Origin of the sequence: Pseudomonas cuatrocienegasensis, assembly GCF_900110925.1 — a bacterium.
Classification (GTDB): Bacteria; Pseudomonadota; Gammaproteobacteria; order Pseudomonadales; family Pseudomonadaceae; genus Aquipseudomonas; species Aquipseudomonas cuatrocienegasensis.
The window spans coordinates 18897-35511 of record NZ_FOFP01000020.1 but is presented as its reverse complement, the minus strand read 5'-3'; the positions used below and the strand labels follow the sequence as shown (position 1 = coordinate 35511).

The window sequence follows — 16615 nt, the reverse complement described above, 5'->3', positions numbered from 1 at the left end:
CCTTTCCCCGCTTGCTCCAGGAATTGCGAACATGGCCAGTCCCACGCAAATCACCGCCTCCACCTGCTGCTATTGCGGCGTGGGCTGTGGCGTGCTGATCGAACACGACGACGAGAAGATCCTCGGCGTCCAGGGCGATCCCGCGCATCCGGCCAATTTCGGCAAGCTGTGCAGCAAGGGCTCGACCCTGCACCTGACCGGCGACCTCGACGCCCGCGCGCTCTACCCCGAACTGCGTCTGGGCAAAGGCCTGGCCCGTACCCGCAGCGACTGGGACAGCGCCCTGGATCACGCCGCCAACGTGTTCGCCGAAACCATCCGCGAACACGGTCCGGACAGCGTCGCCTTCTACATCTCCGGCCAATTGCTGACCGAGGACTACTACGCCTTCAACAAGCTGGCGAGAGCCTTGGTGGGCACCAACAATATCGACAGCAACTCGCGCCTGTGCATGTCGTCGGCTGTGGTCGGCTACAAGCGCAGCCTGGGAGCCGATGCGCCGCCGTGCAACTATGAGGACATCGAGCAGAGCGATTGCCTGCTGATCGCCGGCAGCAATATGGCCTACGCCCACCCGGTGCTGTTTCGCCGCCTGGAAGAAGCCAAGGCCAAGCGCCCGGACATGCAGATCATCGTCGTCGACCCACGGCGCACCGACACCTGCGAGCTGGCCGACCTGCACCTGCCGATCATCCCGGGCAGCGATGTCGCCCTGTTCCACGGCATCCTGCATATCCTGATGTGGGAAGGCTGGATCGACCGCGCCTATATCGAAGCCCACACCGAAGGTTTCGACGCCCTCAAGACCCTGGTACGCGATTACAGCCCGCAGATGGTCAGCGAGATATGCGGCATTAGCCAGGACAGCCTGCAGCAATGCGCGCGGATGATTGGCAGCGCGCCGAGCTTCCTCTCGCTGTGGTGCATGGGCCTTAACCAGTCGAGCAGCGGCAGCGCCAAAAACAGCGCGCTGATCAACCTGCATCTGGCCACCGGGCAGATCGGCAAACCCGGTGCTGGCCCCTTTTCCCTTACCGGCCAACCGAATGCCATGGGCGGTCGCGAAACCGGCAGCCTGAGCAACCTGCTGCCCGGCCATCGCGAGGCCGGTAGTGCCGAGCACCGCGCCGAAGTCGCGCAGTACTGGGGCGTCGACGCGCTGCCGGCCAGTGCCGGGCTGAGCGCCATCGAACTGTTCGAAGCAGTGCGCGTCGGCAAGGTCAAGGCCCTGTGGATCGCCTGCACCAACCCGGCGCAGTCCATGCCGGATCAGAACAAGGTGCATGAAGCCCTGGCCGCCTGCCCATTCGTGGTGGTGCAGGAAGCCTTTTTCACCACCGAGACCTGCCACTACGCCGACCTGCTGCTGCCCGCCGCCAGCTGGGGCGAGAAGGAAGGCACGGTGACCAACTCCGAACGCCGCGTCAGTCATGTACGCAGCGCCGTGCCAGCGCCCGCTGAGGCGCGGCCGGATTGGGCGATCACCACAGATTTCGCCCGTCGTTTAGAAAAACTGCTCCGCCCCGGCCTGCCCAGCCTGTTCGACTTCGACCACCCGCAAGGGCTGTTCGAGGAGTACAAACACCTGACCGCCCAGCGTGACCTCGACCTCTCGGGGCTCAGCTACGCGATTCTGGATAACCAAGGTCCCCAGCAATGGCCGTTCCCGGCCGGCGCCACCCAGGGTACGCCACGCCTCTACGGCGACGGTCGCTACCCCACTGCCAATGGTCGCGCGCAGTTTCATGCCGACTCTTACCGTGCGCCCAAGGAAAAACGTGAGGCGCGCTTTACCCTGACCCTTAACACCGGCCGCCTGCGCGACCAGTGGCACGGCATGAGCCGCACCGGCACCGCCGCGCGTCTGTTCGGTCATGTTGAAGAGGCCGTGCTCAGCCTGCACCCGGAAGAGATGCGCCGCCGTCGCCTGCAAAGCGGCGACCTGATCAAGGTCCGCAGCCGTCGCGGCAGCCTGATTCTGCCGGTACAGGCCGACGACAGCATACGTGCCGGCCAGGCCTACCTGCCGATGCACTGGGGCAACCGTTTTCTCAAAGGTCTGGGCACCAATGTGCTGACCCAGCCGGCATTCGATCCGTTGTCCAAGCAGCCGGAACTCAAGCACGCCGGGGTCGAGGTGGAAAAGGTCGAGCTACCCTGGACCTTCTTTGCCCTGGCCGAAGACCAGGTGCAGACGCGTTTCGAAGCCCTGCGCCCGCTGTTCGAAGGTTTTGCCTACGCCAACCTCAACCTGACCGGACGCGAGCGCCCCGCTCTGCTGATCCGCGCCGCCTGCGCCGTGGCTCCCGAGCCAGAGCTGCTGGCGCAGATTGATCGTCTGCTTGGTGTGCACGAAGGCCCGGTGCTGGCCTATGACGACCCGCGTAAAGCGGTCGGCAAGCGCGTGCGCATCGAGGACGGTCGCATCACCGCCATCCGCCTGGCCGGGGAAACTGCCGCCCGCGACTGGCTGAAAAGCCTGTGGAGCGAAGGTCAGGCCGATGCCGACCTGCGCCGCTGGCTGCTCGCACCGCTGTCCACCCCACCGGGTGCAACCAGCGGCAGGAAAGCCAGCAAGACCCTGTGCAATTGCCTGAATGTCAGCCAGGACGCGGTATGCGCCGGAATCGCAAGCGGCCTCGACCTCGACGGCCTCAAGCAGGAACTCAAGTGCGGCACCAGTTGCGGCTCCTGCGTCCCGGAAATCAAGCGGCTGCTGGCCACTGCGCCAATAGCGGTCAATGCATAACCGTAGGGTGCGCGGGGCCGCCTAGGCCATGCGTACCAACCCCAACAATTTGGTGCGCACAGCGCACCCTACGCGAGGAATGCCGTATGAGCGCAAAAGTCTGGCTGGTAGGCGCAGGGCCCGGTGATCCGGAACTGCTGACCCTCAAGGCGGTAAAAGCCCTCAATCGGGCCGATATCGTGATGATCGACGACCTGGTCAACCCGGCCGTGCTGGAGCACTGCCCGAATGCCCGGGTGGTGCCGGTGGGCAAGCGCGGAGGTTGCCGCTCCACGCCCCAGGCCTTTATCCATCGCCTGATGCTGCGCTACGCCCGCCAAGGCAAGTGTGTGGTACGCCTGAAAGGCGGCGACCCTTGCATCTTCGGCCGCGGCAGTGAAGAAGTCGACTGGCTCAGCGCCCACGGCATTGAAGTGGAAATGGTCAACGGCATAACCGCTGGATTAGCCGGCGCGACCCAGTGCGGGATTCCCCTGACCCTGCGCGGTGTGGCCCGCGGCGTAACCCTGGTCACTGCGCACACCCAGGACGACAGCACGCTCAACTGGGCCGCTCTGGCCCAGGGCGGCACCACGCTGGTGGTGTATATGGGCGTGGCGAAACTGGCGCAAATCCGCGAAAGCCTGCTGGCCGGCGGTATGCGCGCCGATATGCCGGTGGCGCTGATCGAAAACGCCTCCCTGCCACAGCAACGCGAATGCCGCAGCTCCCTGCACGCCATGCAACAGGATGCCCTGGACTTCCAGCTTAAAAGCCCCGCCGTTCTGGTGATCGGCGAAGTGGCAAGCGCTAGGCAGCCTCAGGTAATGGCTGCAAGCGCCTGAAGCACTTTTCTTCAGGCAAAGAAAAACCCGGCCGAGGCCGGGTTTTTCCATCCACCAAAGACCTTACTGGGCTTGGGCTTCTACTTCAGCTTCTACGCGACGGTTAACCGCGCGACCAGCTTCGGTGGCGTTATCGGCAACCGGGCGGGACTCGCCGTAGCCAACAGCGTTCACGCGCTGACCATCAACACCGTACTGGTTAACCAGCACGTTACGAACGGCGGTTGCACGCTGCTCGGACAGTTTCTGGTTGTAGGCGTCGGTACCAACGGAGTCGGTATGACCTTCAACGGTGGTGGAAGTCTGCGGGTACTGATTCATGAAATCAGCCAGGTTCTTGATGTCGCTGTAGCTTTCTTCTTTAACCTGCGAACGGTCGAAGTCGAATTTGACGTCCAGCTCAACGCGAACAACCTGGGCAGGCTCTTCAACAGCGGCAACCGGCTCTGGCATCGGCTCAGGAGCGCTTTCGACGACTTCAGCAACACGACGAGTGCTGCCACCGAAGTTCATGCCGACACCCACGCCAGCAGCCCACTCAGCTTCGCCGTCGTCGATGTTGTACATGCCATCCAGGCCAGCACGTGCGTACAGGTTTTCAGTGAAGTAGTACTTCACACCGGTACCGATGTTGGCGAAGGTGGTGTGGTCACGACCAGTGCGCGGCGGTACGTTGCTGATGCTCTGGTGAGCGAAGCCACCGGAAACATAAGGACGCAGGCCTACACCCGGGGTGCCGAAGTGATAGATGGCATCCAGGCCAGTCATGCTGCCCTTGATGTTCTTGTTGCCGGTGTTGTTTTCCGAACGAATATCGTGGTACTCGCCGTAGGACAGAGCCAGTTCAACATCGTCAGTCAGGTAATAGCCAACAGAGGCACCGAACAGGTTGCCGTTGGACAGGTCACGCGAGCTGTCGGTGAAATAACGCTTAGCAAAGCCTTCCACCTCGACAGCGCCTTGGCCCTGAGCCAGCGCGCCCATGGAAGTAGCGGCTACGATCGAGCCAATGACAACGCCTAAGGTGTTTTTCAGTTTCATTCCGTTAAATCCCCACTTCATGATTGATGACTTGCGGATCAGTAGACCCGTAAATCGGCGATTAGTTTAACAGAAGTTACCCTTCACCCCCGGTTTATTTATTGGAGGTTAACTTTCGGTAACACCTGAGAACTTTTCGCGTAAACGGTCCAATGCCCGTTTGTAGCGCATTTTGGTGGCACTCAGACCCATGTGCATGATGTCGGCGATCTCTTGAAACTCCAGTTCTGCGACAAAACGTAACACCAGAATTTCCCGATCAATCGGGTTCACATGCACCAGCCAGCGATCCAGGCCACCACGCTCCTCCACGGTGGGAGCCTTTTCTTCAAAGGCTTCCTCCAGCGGATCCAGACTGAGCGCATCCATCAGTCGACGCTTGCGTCGCTCCTTACGGTACTGAGTAATGCACTCGTTATAAGTAATGCTGTAAAGCCAAGTTTTGAACTTCGATTTACCCTCGAAGTTCTTCAACCCATAAAGCACTTTAAGCATGACTTCTTGACAGACATCGTCCGCGTCACGTTCGTTCCCTAAATAACGCGAACAAACGTTGAATAACGTGCGCTGGTAGCGGCGCATCAGTTCTTCGTATGCACGAGTAATGTGAAACAGCTCGTCGTGCGCACGCGCCACCAGCTCCTCGTCGGAGAGCTCTCTAGGGTCGTAGCGCAAGGACAGCGGTTGGGTTGTATTCAAAGCAGGTCGGGCCGACAGACTGAACGAAAACGGCTGACACCCAGGGCGGGTGTCAGCAGGCGGCATACATTAACAGGGATTGACCCTCAGCGACTGCTTACCCGTTGCTCAAGCAAGGTACGGTTGGCCACCGAAATCAGCTCGCCCTCCTCGGTCAGGAGGATGGTCTTGACCGTGCCGATTTCCTCGATCTGGCCTTCGGCTTCGCCAACCTGGACATGCTGGCCAACCTGATAGATTTCTCGCACATAAATCCCTGCGAGAATCTGCCCGGCGATTTCGCGGCTGCCCAGACCCAGCGCCAAAGCGACTGCCAGGCCGACAGAAATCAGCACGATGGCAATGACGTTATTGAGCAGATCGGTCTTGATTTCCAACTGACCAATGGCCACGGAGATGCTGATGATGATCACCAGCCCTTGGGCAATGCGGCCCAAGCCATGGGCATAATCCAGCCCTACGCCTTCGGCAGCACCACGCACCAGCCCGCTGACCAACTGCGCCAGCAGCACACCGGCCAACAACACCAGCGCCGCCCCAAAGACCTTGGGCAAGTACAACGCCAGTACATCAAGTGTGGCCGATACGCGCTCAAGCCCCAGCGACTCAGCCGCCGAGACGAGAAACACCAGCAGGACAAACCAGTAGACAATCTTGCCGATCAGGGTGGAGACCGGCACCTGGATGCCCGCACGCCCCAGCAACTTGGTCATCCCAGTCCCCGCCATCAGCCGATCCAGACCGACTTTGCCCAGTAACTTGGACAGCAGGGTATCGAGCAGCTTGGCCACGACGAAGCCCAGAAGCACCAGAATCAATGCAACAAACAGGTTGGGGATGAAACTCGCCACCTTGGTCCACAACGCAGTCATGGCAGTAATCAGGCTTTGAGTCCAGGGATCGAGTTCCATTTCAGTCGGCCTTATCAGTAAAACGGGAGGTAGCGCGGCGCGAAACCGGAGCGATGTGTGCAGAACCGCTATTCAGGGCAATCATTACGGCCCCCAGGCAATTGCCCAGCAAGCCGAACAGATCGCCCACGCCCACCTGCCGGTTGGCGGTCTTCAATACCCGATGCAGACAGGCATCGTCATCGTGCTGGGACGATGGCGCCTTGAGCAAATCGCGCAGGGATTCTTCGAATGGATCGTGCATCAGGTACCTCACTAGACGTCTCGGCTAGACGAAACCAGGGCTGGGCAAGTCACATCAGAGCCAGCGCAAGCGGCGGAACAGCCACCATTGGCCGAGCCCCAGAACGAGCATCAACAGACACGCCACGAGGAAACCGTAGGGGCTATCCGAACCCGGCATGCCGCCGACATTGATCCCCAGCAACCCGGTGAGAAAACTCATTGGCAGGAAGACCCCAGTGATCACCCCGAAGCGGTACATGATGCGGTTCATACGCACATCCATGCGCCGATTCTCGACCTCCAGCACCAGGCTTACCCGCTCCCGGCTAAGGTCCAATTCTTCGAGGTAACGGGTGAGCCGGTTGTGCAGTTCGTTCCAGTAATCGCTGTCATCTGCGACAAACCAGGCGCGCCCGTTCCGCGCGAGCTGGGCGAATATTTCCCGCTGTGGCGCAAGAAACCGCCGCAAGCCGGCAGCGCGCCGACGCATGTGCAGCAAACGATCATGGTCGGGCTGGGCCTGGGCATCGGAATCGATCAACTCCTCCTGCTCATCGACTTGCTCGGAGAGTTCAGCGACCAGCGACTCGACCTTGTCCGTCAGGTAATGCGCCAGGCTCAGCAGCAGTTCGGACGCGGTTTTCGGCCCCACTCCGGCCAGCAGGTCGGCAATCAGTTCCTCGGTCGCGCGCAAGGGCCGTAGGCGCAGAGAGATAACCCGCTGCTCATCCGCGAAGATACGCAGCGACACCATGTCTTCAGGCTCGGCCCCCGGATTGAGGTTGACCCCGCGCAAGAACAGCAGCATGGCGTCATCCGGCACGCTCAGACTGCGCGGGCGGGTATTTTCCTCTAGCAGCAGATCGCAGGCGAACTCGCTCAAGCCACTTTCGGCCCTCAGCCAGGCCTGGGTTTGCGGATGGCCGCGGTCCCAGTGCAACCAGAGGCTCTGCCCCTCTCGCAGGACCAGAGCATTGAGCTGTTCACGGGTGACCGGACGTCCCCCACCCAGGCCGTCGAGAATATAGGCATGCACCAGGCCGCGTGGGGGCGTGCTCTGTTCCGGGGTTGGTAAATCTTGCACGGGTTTATTCCGGCATCGTCAGCACTGAGGGGGAAACAATCACACCGTTGTTATCGGCATACAGGTATTCGCCTGGGCGAAAGGTCACGCCGCCAAAGGTAACCGCTACGTTGAGGTCGCCAATCCCACGCTTGTCGGTTTTCATCGGGTGACTGGCCAGCGCCTGTATACCCAGATGGGTCTGCGCCAGCACATCGACGTCGCGCACGCAGCCGTACACCAGAATGCCTTCCCAGCCATTCTTCGCCGCCTTCTCCGCCAGCATGTCGCCGAGCAGCGCACGGCGCATGGAAGCGCCACCATCGACCACCATCACCTTGCCGTGACCCGGCAGCTCGACCTGCTCCTTGACCAGCGAGTTGTCTTCGAAACATTTGACCGTGACAATCTCCCCGCCAAATGAGTCGCGCCCACCAAAATTGCTGAACATCGGCTCGACGACCTGCACAAGCTCCGGGTAGGCATCGCAGAGATCAGGGGTGCTGTAGTGCATGGGAAGCTCCTCAATTCAGAAAAGACGGTAAGCAAAACGCAAAATGACTGAAACGGAACAGCGCGTCATCTTAGCGGCATCAGTTCCCGGATGAAACGCTCGCCGTGACCGTGGAACCGCCTTCGGTCAAGCACAGCGCATCATTACCCGGAGCCAGCAACCAGCGCTGCACCAGCGGCCAGACCTCATGCTGTGCGGCCTTGCTGACCAGCATCTCGACATGCCCGAAATCCTCGCTGAAACCCTGTTTACGCCCCAGACAGAGATAGCGAGCCTGTGCTGCGCCAAACTGCTCCAGCAGACGCTGGCAAGCCCAGGGCGGGTCCTGCAAATCCCCCTCGGCCGCGACGGCCAGTACCGGCACCTGCACCTGCCCCAGGCCAGCCCACCAGTCATGCTCGCGCTCGCCAAAGCGGCCGAACAGACCGTGCCAGCGCAGACTCTCCAACGCCAGACCAATCGGCTCATCTTCCGGCCCACGCCTCAAGCGCGGCCCGGACAGCGCGGCAAAGCGCTTGAGCACCAGCCTAGCGCCCCACTCCAGCGGTGGTATTTTCAGCGGCCAGTAAGTACGACTGATCTGGCTACCAAATAGTGCTACCGAGGCGACTTTCGCCTGATCCAGGTGCTGACCACCCAGCGCACCCGCGAGGATGATGCCGCCCAGCGAATGCCCCAACCAGTGAGCCGGCTGCGGATTTTGCTCATGCACGAAAGCGCTAATGGCAGGCAGGTCGTAGCGCACGTAGTCGCTCACGCGATTGCGCCGATAATCCAGGTTACGCGGTGACAGTCCATGCCCTCGCATCTCGGCGATCCACACATCGAAACCCGCCCGCGCCAGGAACGCCCCCAGGCCGATACCTTTGGGCGAATACCAGAAACGCCGGTTGGAAAAGCTGCCTGGGATCAGCACCACAGGCATGCCCCGCGCCACCACACCCCCCGTCAACTCGGCGCTAGCGAGCCCAAGACGCGTAAGCGCCAGCTCGACACTGGGGTCGGGGCTGTTGCCAGGCTTGAGCCGATAGACGTCCTCGCTCAGATCACCCCGCAGCTCGGCACTGATCAGGGCGACGGGGAAAAGCTCACTGCTGCTTAGCATCTTCTTCGACTCGGGTACAAAAAATCGCCACGGGCAATTTTCCAGGCCGCACTGAGACGGTCTTAAGGATCAGGCCAGCAAAGGCAGACCACAAAAAAGGGCAGGTTCGACCCTGCCCTTGGATTAAGGAGACAGCGAACCGATCAGCTCTGCTGGCCTTCGGCCAGGAAGAACCAGGTGTCGAGCACCGAATCCGGGTTCAACGACACGCTTTCGATGCCCTGCTCCATCAGCCATTTGGCCAGGTCCGGATGGTCCGACGGGCCTTGGCCACAGATACCAATGTACTTGCCGGCCTTGTTACAGGCCTGAATGGCGTTGCTCAGCAGCTTCTTCACTGCAGGATTTCGCTCATCGAACAGGTGCGCGATGATTCCCGAGTCACGGTCCAGGCCCAGGGTCAGCTGGGTCAGGTCGTTGGAACCGATGGAGAAACCGTCGAAGAACTCAAGGAACTCATCGGCCAGGATGGCGTTGGACGGCAGCTCGCACATCATGATGATTTTCAGGCCATCCTGACCGCGGGCAAGACCGTTGGCCGCCAACAGGTCGACCACCTGGCTGGCCTCACCCAGGGTACGCACGAACGGCACCATGATCTCGACGTTGGTCAGGCCCATCTCGTTGCGCACTTTCTTCAGCGCCCGACACTCCAGCTCGAAGCAATCGCGGAAGGCCTCGCTGATATAGCGCGAGGCGCCACGGAAGCCGAGCATCGGGTTTTCTTCTTCCGGCTCGTAGAGCTTGCCGCCGATCAGGTTGGCATATTCGTTGGACTTGAAGTCCGACAAGCGCACGATGACCTTCTTCGGCCAGAACGCCGCAGCCAGGGTGCTGATGCCCTCGACCAGCTTCTCGACGTAGAAATTGACCGGATCGTCGTAGCCGGCAATGCGCTTCTCGACGCTGTCCTTGATTTCCGGCGGCAGGCCGGCGAAGTTCAGCAGCGCCTTGGGGTGCACGCCGATCATGCGGTTGATGATGAATTCCAGACGGGCCAGGCCCACGCCTTCGTTCGGCAGTTGAGCGAAGTCGAAAGCACGGTCCGGGTTGCCGACGTTCATCATGATCTTGAACGGCAGATCGGGCATGGCATCGACCGAGTTCTTGCGGATATCGAAACCCAGTTCGCCTTCAAAGATAAAACCGGTGTCGCCCTCGGCACAGGAAACCGTCACGCCCATACCGTCTTTCAGTACATGGGTGGCGTTGCCGCAACCGACTACGGCCGGAATCCCCAGTTCGCGGGCGATGATTGCCGCGTGGCAAGTACGCCCGCCACGGTTGGTAACAATGGCGCTGGCGCGCTTCATCACCGGCTCCCAGTCCGGGTCGGTCATGTCGGAGACCAGTACGTCGCCCGGCTGGACCTTGTCCATTTCCGATACGTCGTTGATCACCCGCACCTTGCCGGCACCGATCTTCTGACCAATGGCGCGACCTTCGACCAGCACGGTACCCGTCTCCTTGAGCAGGTAGCGTTCCATGACATTGGCACTGGAACGGCTTTTCACCGTCTCGGGACGGGCCTGGACGATATACAGCTTGTTGTCGTCGCCATCTTTGGCCCACTCGATGTCCATCGGTCGGCCGTAGTGCTTCTCGATGATCATGGCCTGCTTGGCCAGCTCGCTGACCTCGGCATCGCTCAGGCAGAAGCGCGCACGCTCGGCGCGCTCGACGTCGACCACCTTGACCGATTTACCGGCCTTGGCTTCTTCGCCATAGATCATCTTGATCGCTTTGCTACCCAGGTTGCGGCGCAGGATCGCCGGGCGGCCCGCTTCCAGGGTTTGCTTGTGGACGTAGAACTCGTCCGGGTTGACCGCGCCCTGCACCACGGTTTCGCCCAGGCCGTAAGCGCCGGTGATAAACACCACGTCACGGAAACCCGATTCGGTATCCAGGGTGAACATCACACCGGCAGTGCCGGTTTCCGAACGTACCATGCGCTGCACCCCGGCAGACAGAGCGACCAGTTTGTGGTCGAAGCCCTGGTGCACGCGGTAGGCAATTGCGCGGTCATTGAACAGCGAGGCGAAGACTTCCTTGGCGGCGCGGATGACGTTTTCCACACCACGGATGTTGAGGAAGGTTTCCTGCTGACCGGCGAAGGAGGCATCCGGCAGGTCTTCGGCGGTAGCCGAGGAGCGCACGGCGACGGCCATATTGTCGTTGCCATTGGCCATGGCCGCGAAAGCGGTGCGGATCTGCTCATTGAGCTCATGGGGGAACTCGGCATCCATGACCCACTGACGGATCTGCGCCCCGGTCTTGGCCAGGGCGTTGACATCGTCGACATCCAGGGCATCCAAAGCCGCATGAATCTGCGCATTCAGGCCGCTCTGCTCAAGAAAATCGCGGTAGGCCTGGGCAGTGGTAGCGAAACCGCCAGGTACCGATACACCGGCGCCAGCGAGGTTACTGATCATCTCGCCCAGGGAGGCGTTCTTGCCCCCTACGTGCTCGACATCGTGATTGCCGAGCTTATCGAGGGAAACTACGTACTCTACCAAGGTGATCTCTCCACTGAGGTGTTGGAAAAGCTCGAAGGACCGTTGTACTTCGCGGAACATGCCCGCACGATTATGGCTTGGCCCTGGAAAATGAGTAACAATGCCGACCCATACAGGCCGGCGAACGCGGGCCTATCATAGCCAAGAAAGACTCCCAGCTTAAGGCCCATGGCGCAAATGAAACGAACCGCTTTCTTCATCTCCGATGGCACCGGTATCACCGCCGAAACCCTGGGTCAGAGTCTGTTGGCGCAGTTCGAAACCATCACCTTCACCAAGCTCACGCGCCCTTATATCGATAGCGTTGAAAAAGCGCGCGCCATGGTACAACAAATCAATAATGCTGCCGAGAAAGACGGATCGCGCCCGATCATTTTCGACACCATCGTCAACCAGGAGATCCGTGAAGTTCTCGCACAATCCGAAGGCTTCATGATCGACATCTTTTCCTCGTTCCTCTCCCCCCTAGAGCAGGAGCTCAGCTCGCACTCGTCTTACTCGGTCGGCAAGTCCCACTCCATCGCCCACAACGCCAATTACATGGAACGCATCGATGCGGTGAACTTTGCCCTGGACAACGACGATGGTGCTCGCACCCATTACTACGACAAGGCGGACCTGATCCTGGTCGGTGTTTCGCGCTGCGGCAAGACCCCGACCTGCCTGTACATGGCCATGCAGTATGGCATTCGCGCCGCCAACTACCCGCTGACCGAAGATGACATGGAGCGCCTGCAACTGCCGGCGGCCCTGAAAAAGTACAAGGAGAAGCTGTTCGGCCTGACCATCGACCCCGACCGCCTGACCGCCATCCGCCACGAACGCAAGCCCAACAGCCGGTATTCGAGTTTCGCCCAGTGCGAGTTCGAGGTGCGCGAGGTCGAAGGCCTGTTCCGCCGCGAGAACATCAACTTCATCAACTCCACGCATTTTTCGGTGGAAGAGATCTCCGCGAAGATTCTGGTGGAAAAGGGCGTGGAACGGCGTCTCAAGTAATCCCAACAAGCTACTGATATAAAAAGAAAAGACTCGAAAACATCGAGTCTTTTCTAATCTCCCCTCAGAACGAATCGCCCGGCACGCGCACACTCCCCTCCATCAAAATCCGCGCGCTGCGGCTCATGATCGCCTTGGTCACCGCCCATTGACCGCCGACCAGTGTCGCTTGGGCACCCACTCGCAAGGTGCCGGAGGGGTGGCCAAAGCTTACCGCCTCGCGTGCGCCGTCACCGGCGGCCAGGTTGACCAGGGTCCCAGGGATAGCCGCTGCAGTGCCGATGGCCACCGCACAGGTGCCCATCATCGCGTGGTGCAGCTTACCCATGGACAGGGCCCGCACCAGCAGATCGACCTCACTGGCGTGCACCGTTTTGCCGCTGGATGACAGGTAATCCTTGGGTTTAGCGACAAAGGCGAGCTTCGGCGTGTGCTGGCGGGTCGCGGCTTCTTCCGCGCTTTTGATCAGCCCCATGCGCAGGGCACCGGCCACGCGGATTTTCTCGAAACGGGCTAATTGCTCGGGGTCGCCATTGATCTGCTCGCGCAACTCGGTGCCGCTGTAGCCGATCTCTTCGGCATTGACGAACACGGTGGGGATACCGGCGCTGATCAGGGTTGCCTTGAAGGTGCCGACACCCGGCACCTCAAGGTCATCGACCAGGTTGCCGGTGGGAAACATCGAACCGCCCTCCTCGCCATCGTCAGACGGATCGAGGAACTCCAGTACGATCTCGGCCGCCGGGAATGTCACGCCATCCAGCTCGAAATCGCCGGTTTCCTGCACCTGGCCATTGCTGACCGGAACGTGGGCGATGATGGTCTTGTTGATATTGGCCTGCCAGATCCGCACCGCGCATACACCGTTTTCAGGAATGCGCGCCGGATCGACCAGCCCGGCGTGAATGGCAAAAGCACCGGCCGCGGTGGACAGGTTGCCGCAATTGCCGCTCCAGTCGACAAAGGGTTTGTCGATGGAGACCTGACCGTAGAGGTAATCGACGTCATGATTCGGCTGGCTGCTTGCCGACAGAATCACGCACTTGCTGGTACTGGAGGTGGCGCCGCCCATACCGTCGATTTGCGCAGCATAGGGGTCAGGGCTGCCGATAACGCGCATAAACAGCTTGTCGCGCTCGGCGCCCGGCACCTGGCAGCGCTCAGGCAGGTCCTGCAGGCGAAAGAACACGCCTTTGCTGGTGCCACCACGCATATAGGTAGCGGGGATTCTAGTCTGGGATGGATGAGCCATGGCTTGGTCCTGGCTGAAGAGTGAAATTGCCGCAGGGTGGATCACGCTTCACCAATCCACCGTCGGTGCGCGAGAACGGTGGATGGAAAAGCGCCATCCACCCTACGGAGTCAGGCGACGGCGCCTTCGAGAAAGTCCTGGGCAAAACGCTGCAGCACACCACCTGCTTTGTACACATGGACCTCGGCTGCAGTGTCCAAGCGGCAGATCACTGGCACCTTGAGCACCTCGCCATTGCGGCGATTGACCACCAGGGTCAGGTCGCAACGTGGCGACACATCGCCCTGGATGTCGTAAGTCTCGGTGCCGTCGAGGCCAAGGGTCAGGCGAGTGGTGCCCGGCTTGAACTCGACCGGCAGCACGCCCATGCCCACCAGGTTGGTGCGGTGAATACGTTCGAAACCTTCGGCCGCGATCACCTCCACACCCGCCAGGCGCACGCCCTTGGCCGCCCAGTCACGCGAGCTGCCCTGGCCGTAGTCGGCACCGGCGACGATGATCAGGTTCTGCTTACGGTTCATGTAGGTTTCGATCGCCTCCCACATGCGCATCACCTGGCCTTGCGGCTCGACACGGGCCAGCGAGCCCTTCTTCACCACACCATCAACTACAGCCATTTCGTTGACCAGCTGCGGGTTGGCGAAGGTGGCGCGTTGCGCGGTCAGGTGGTCACCGCGGTGGGTGGCGTAGGAGTTGAAGTCTTCTTCCGGCAAACCCATTTTGTGCAGGTACTCACCCGCCGCCGAGTCCAGCAGGATGGCGTTGGACGGCGACAAGTGATCGGTGGTGATGTTGTCCGGCAGGATCGCCAGCGCCAGCATGCCTTTGAGCGTGCGCTCACCGGCCAGCGCGCCTTCCCAGTATGGCGGACGGCGGATATAGGTGCTCATCGGGCTCCAGTCGTACAGCGGGCTCTCGGCTTCGGTGACGGTGCCCAAATCGAACATCGGGATGTAGATCTGCCGGAACTGCTCAGGCTTCACCGAGGAGGCGACGATGGCGTCGATTTCTTCGTCGCTCGGCCACAGGTCTTTGAGGGTGATCGGGTTGCCGCTCGGATCGTGACCGAGCACATCCTGCTCGATATCAAAACGTACGGTACCGGCAATGGCGTAGGCCACCACCAGCGGCGGCGAGGCCAGGAACGCCTGCTTGGCGTAAGGGTGGATGCGCCCGTCAAAGTTGCGGTTGCCGCTCAATACAGCAGTGGCGTAGAGGTCGCGGTCGATGATCTCCTGCTGAATCACCGGGTCCAGCGCACCGGACATGCCGTTACAGGTGGTGCAGGCGTAGGCGACGATGCCAAAACCCAGCTGTTCCAGCTCGCTTAGCAGGCCAGCCTCTTCCAGGTACAGCTTGGCGACTTTCGAACCCGGCGCGAAGGACGTCTTGACCCACGGCTTGCGCAACAGGCCCAACTGATTGGCCTTCTTCGCCAGCAGGCCGGCGGCGACCACGTTGCGCGGGTTGGAGGTGTTGGTGCAACTGGTGATGGCGGCGATGATCACCGCGCCGTCCGGCATTAGACCCTCGCCCTCTTCCAGCTTGCCGGCGGCCAGTTTGGCCTCGTCGGCAATGCCACGCTCATGCAGTGCCGAGGTCGGCAGACGCTTGTGCGGATTGCTCGGGCCGGCCATGTTGCGCACCACGGTCGACAGGTCGAAGCTCAGCACGCGCTCGTATTCGGCTGTTTCAAGCGCGGTCGCCCATAGACCGGTGGTCTTGGCGTAGTGCTCCACCAGCGCCACCTGCTCCGGTTCACGCCCGGTGAGCTTGAGGTAGTCGATGGTCTGCTGGTCGATATAGAACATCGCCGCCGTAGCGCCGTATTCCGGGCACATATTGGAGATGGTTGCACGGTCACCGATGGACAGGCTGTCTGCCCCTTCACCGAAGAACTCGACCCAGGCACCAACCACGCGCTCCTTGCGCAGAAACTCGGTCAGCGCCAGGACGATATCGGTGGCGGTAATCCCGGATTGGCGCTTGCCGGCCAGTTTGACGCCGACGATATCGGGCAGACGCATCATCGAAGGCAGGCCGAGCATCACGGTCTCGGCTTCCAGGCCGCCGACACCAATGGCGATCACGCCGAGGGCATCGACGTGTGGGGTGTGCGAGTCGGTGCCGACGCAGGTATCCGGGAACGCAATGCCACCACGCGCCTGGATCACCGGGCTCATTTTTTCCAGATTGATCTGGTGCATGATGCCGTTGCCGGCAGGGATCACATCGACGTTCTTGAACGCGGTCTTGGTCCACTCGATAAAGTGGAAGCGGTCCTCGTTGCGGCGCTCCTCCACCGCGCGGTTCTTCTCGAACGCATCGGGGTCGAAGCCGGCGAATTCCACGGCCAGGGAGTGATCGACGATCAATTGGGTCGGCACTACCGGATTGACCTTGGCCGGGTCACCGCCCTGCTCGGCGATGGCGTCACGCAAGCCGGCCAGGTCGACCAGGGCGGTCTGGCCAAGAATGTCGTGGCAGACAACGCGAGCCGGGTACCAGGGGAAATCCAGATCCTGCTTGCGCTCGATCAGCTGCCTGAGCGCATCGTTGAGCATGGCCGGGTCGCAGCGGCGCACCAACTGCTCAGCCAGCACCCGTGAGGTATAGGGCAGCTTGGCGTAAGCGCCTGGGCTGATGGCATCGACCGCCTCGCGGGTGTCAAAGTAATCCAGCACGGTGCCGGCCAGCGGCTTGCGGTATTGACTGTTCAT

The 16615-nt window shown here is 61.0% G+C and carries 13 protein-coding genes; 3 read left to right on the top strand and 10 right to left on the bottom strand.

Annotated features, from left to right (window positions below; all coding sequences use genetic code 11):
• Nucleotides 1-31: 31 nt before the first annotated feature.
• Nucleotides 32-2749, top strand: a complete 2718-nt coding sequence (locus BMW49_RS21040; protein ID WP_069519718.1) for a nitrate reductase — start codon at nt 32-34, stop codon at nt 2747-2749.
• 86 nt (nt 2750-2835) lie between these two features.
• Nucleotides 2836-3573 carry a uroporphyrinogen-III C-methyltransferase gene (cobA, locus tag BMW49_RS21035; RefSeq protein ID WP_069519719.1) on the top strand — a complete coding sequence of 246 codons (738 nt, stop codon included), beginning with the start codon at nt 2836-2838 and terminating at the stop codon, nt 3571-3573.
• 63 nt (nt 3574-3636) lie between these two features.
• Here cobA and BMW49_RS21030 read toward each other — a convergent pair whose 3' ends face one another.
• The 8 genes from BMW49_RS21030 to ppsA form a co-directional block, all read right to left on the bottom strand.
• Nucleotides 3637-4614: an OmpA family protein gene (locus tag BMW49_RS21030; RefSeq protein WP_069519720.1), complete on the bottom strand. Its 978-nt coding sequence runs from the start codon at nt 4612-4614 to the stop codon at nt 3637-3639.
• Between the two features lie 108 nt (nt 4615-4722).
• Entirely contained in the window at nt 4723-5313 is a 591-nt protein-coding gene (gene sigX / locus BMW49_RS21025) for an RNA polymerase sigma factor SigX (protein WP_083251774.1), read from the bottom strand.
• Between the two features lie 86 nt (nt 5314-5399).
• Nucleotides 5400-6224 (bottom strand): mechanosensitive ion channel family protein, encoded by an 825-nt coding sequence (locus BMW49_RS21020; RefSeq protein ID WP_069519722.1) that lies wholly within the window; start codon nt 6222-6224, stop codon nt 5400-5402.
• A gap of 1 nt (nt 6225) precedes the next feature.
• The gene (locus BMW49_RS21015; protein WP_069519723.1) at nt 6226-6468 is read right to left on the bottom strand and encodes a CrfX protein; all 243 of its coding nucleotides are present in this window, start codon (nt 6466-6468) and stop codon (nt 6226-6228) included.
• A gap of 54 nt (nt 6469-6522) precedes the next feature.
• Nucleotides 6523-7533 carry a zinc transporter ZntB gene (locus BMW49_RS21010; RefSeq protein ID WP_069519724.1) on the bottom strand — a complete coding sequence of 337 codons (1011 nt, stop codon included), beginning with the start codon at nt 7531-7533 and terminating at the stop codon, nt 6523-6525.
• Nucleotides 7534-7537: 4 nt separating this feature from the next.
• Nucleotides 7538-8026 carry a ribonuclease E activity regulator RraA gene (gene rraA / locus BMW49_RS21005; protein WP_069519725.1) on the bottom strand — a complete coding sequence of 163 codons (489 nt, stop codon included), beginning with the start codon at nt 8024-8026 and terminating at the stop codon, nt 7538-7540.
• Nucleotides 8027-8105: 79 nt separating this feature from the next.
• Nucleotides 8106-9131, bottom strand: coding sequence for an alpha/beta fold hydrolase (locus tag BMW49_RS21000; RefSeq protein ID WP_083251773.1), 1026 nt, complete (start codon nt 9129-9131; stop codon nt 8106-8108).
• A gap of 143 nt (nt 9132-9274) precedes the next feature.
• Nucleotides 9275-11647 carry a phosphoenolpyruvate synthase gene (gene ppsA, locus BMW49_RS20995; RefSeq protein WP_069519749.1) on the bottom strand — a complete coding sequence of 791 codons (2373 nt, stop codon included), beginning with the start codon at nt 11645-11647 and terminating at the stop codon, nt 9275-9277.
• Between the two features lie 177 nt (nt 11648-11824).
• Here ppsA and ppsR point away from each other — a divergent pair, with 177 nt between their 5' ends.
• Nucleotides 11825-12643: a posphoenolpyruvate synthetase regulatory kinase/phosphorylase PpsR gene (gene ppsR, locus BMW49_RS20985; protein WP_069519748.1), complete on the top strand. Its 819-nt coding sequence runs from the start codon at nt 11825-11827 to the stop codon at nt 12641-12643.
• A gap of 64 nt (nt 12644-12707) precedes the next feature.
• Here the strand turns inward: ppsR and prpF are convergent, their stop codons facing one another.
• Both prpF and acnD read right to left on the bottom strand, forming a co-directional pair.
• Nucleotides 12708-13895, bottom strand: a complete 1188-nt coding sequence (prpF, locus tag BMW49_RS20980; protein WP_069519726.1) for a 2-methylaconitate cis-trans isomerase PrpF — start codon at nt 13893-13895, stop codon at nt 12708-12710.
• Between the two features lie 110 nt (nt 13896-14005).
• Entirely contained in the window at nt 14006-16615 is a 2610-nt protein-coding gene (gene acnD / locus BMW49_RS20975; protein ID WP_069519751.1) for a Fe/S-dependent 2-methylisocitrate dehydratase AcnD, read from the bottom strand.

What these genes read in the sequence shown, in the direction of transcription:
- BMW49_RS21000 (WP_083251773.1), bottom strand. Translation starts at nt 9,131, where the DNA reads ATGCTAAGCAGCAGTGAGCTTTTCCCCGTCGCCCTGATCAGTGCCGAG.
- BMW49_RS21015 (WP_069519723.1), bottom strand. Translation starts at nt 6,468, where the DNA reads ATGCACGATCCATTCGAAGAATCCCTGCGCGATTTGCTCAAGGCGCCA.
- acnD (WP_069519751.1), bottom strand. Translation starts at nt 16,615, where the DNA reads ATGAACAGTCAATACCGCAAGCCGCTGGCCGGCACCGTGCTGGATTAC.
- cobA (WP_069519719.1), top strand. Translation starts at nt 2,836, where the DNA reads ATGAGCGCAAAAGTCTGGCTGGTAGGCGCAGGGCCCGGTGATCCGGAA.
- ppsR (WP_069519748.1), top strand. Translation starts at nt 11,825, where the DNA reads ATGAAACGAACCGCTTTCTTCATCTCCGATGGCACCGGTATCACCGCC.
- BMW49_RS21030 (WP_069519720.1), bottom strand. Translation starts at nt 4,614, where the DNA reads ATGAAACTGAAAAACACCTTAGGCGTTGTCATTGGCTCGATCGTAGCC.
- prpF (WP_069519726.1), bottom strand. Translation starts at nt 13,895, where the DNA reads ATGGCTCATCCATCCCAGACTAGAATCCCCGCTACCTATATGCGTGGT.
- BMW49_RS21020 (WP_069519722.1), bottom strand. Translation starts at nt 6,224, where the DNA reads ATGGAACTCGATCCCTGGACTCAAAGCCTGATTACTGCCATGACTGCG.
- rraA (WP_069519725.1), bottom strand. Translation starts at nt 8,026, where the DNA reads ATGCACTACAGCACCCCTGATCTCTGCGATGCCTACCCGGAGCTTGTG.
- BMW49_RS21040 (WP_069519718.1), top strand. Translation starts at nt 32, where the DNA reads ATGGCCAGTCCCACGCAAATCACCGCCTCCACCTGCTGCTATTGCGGC.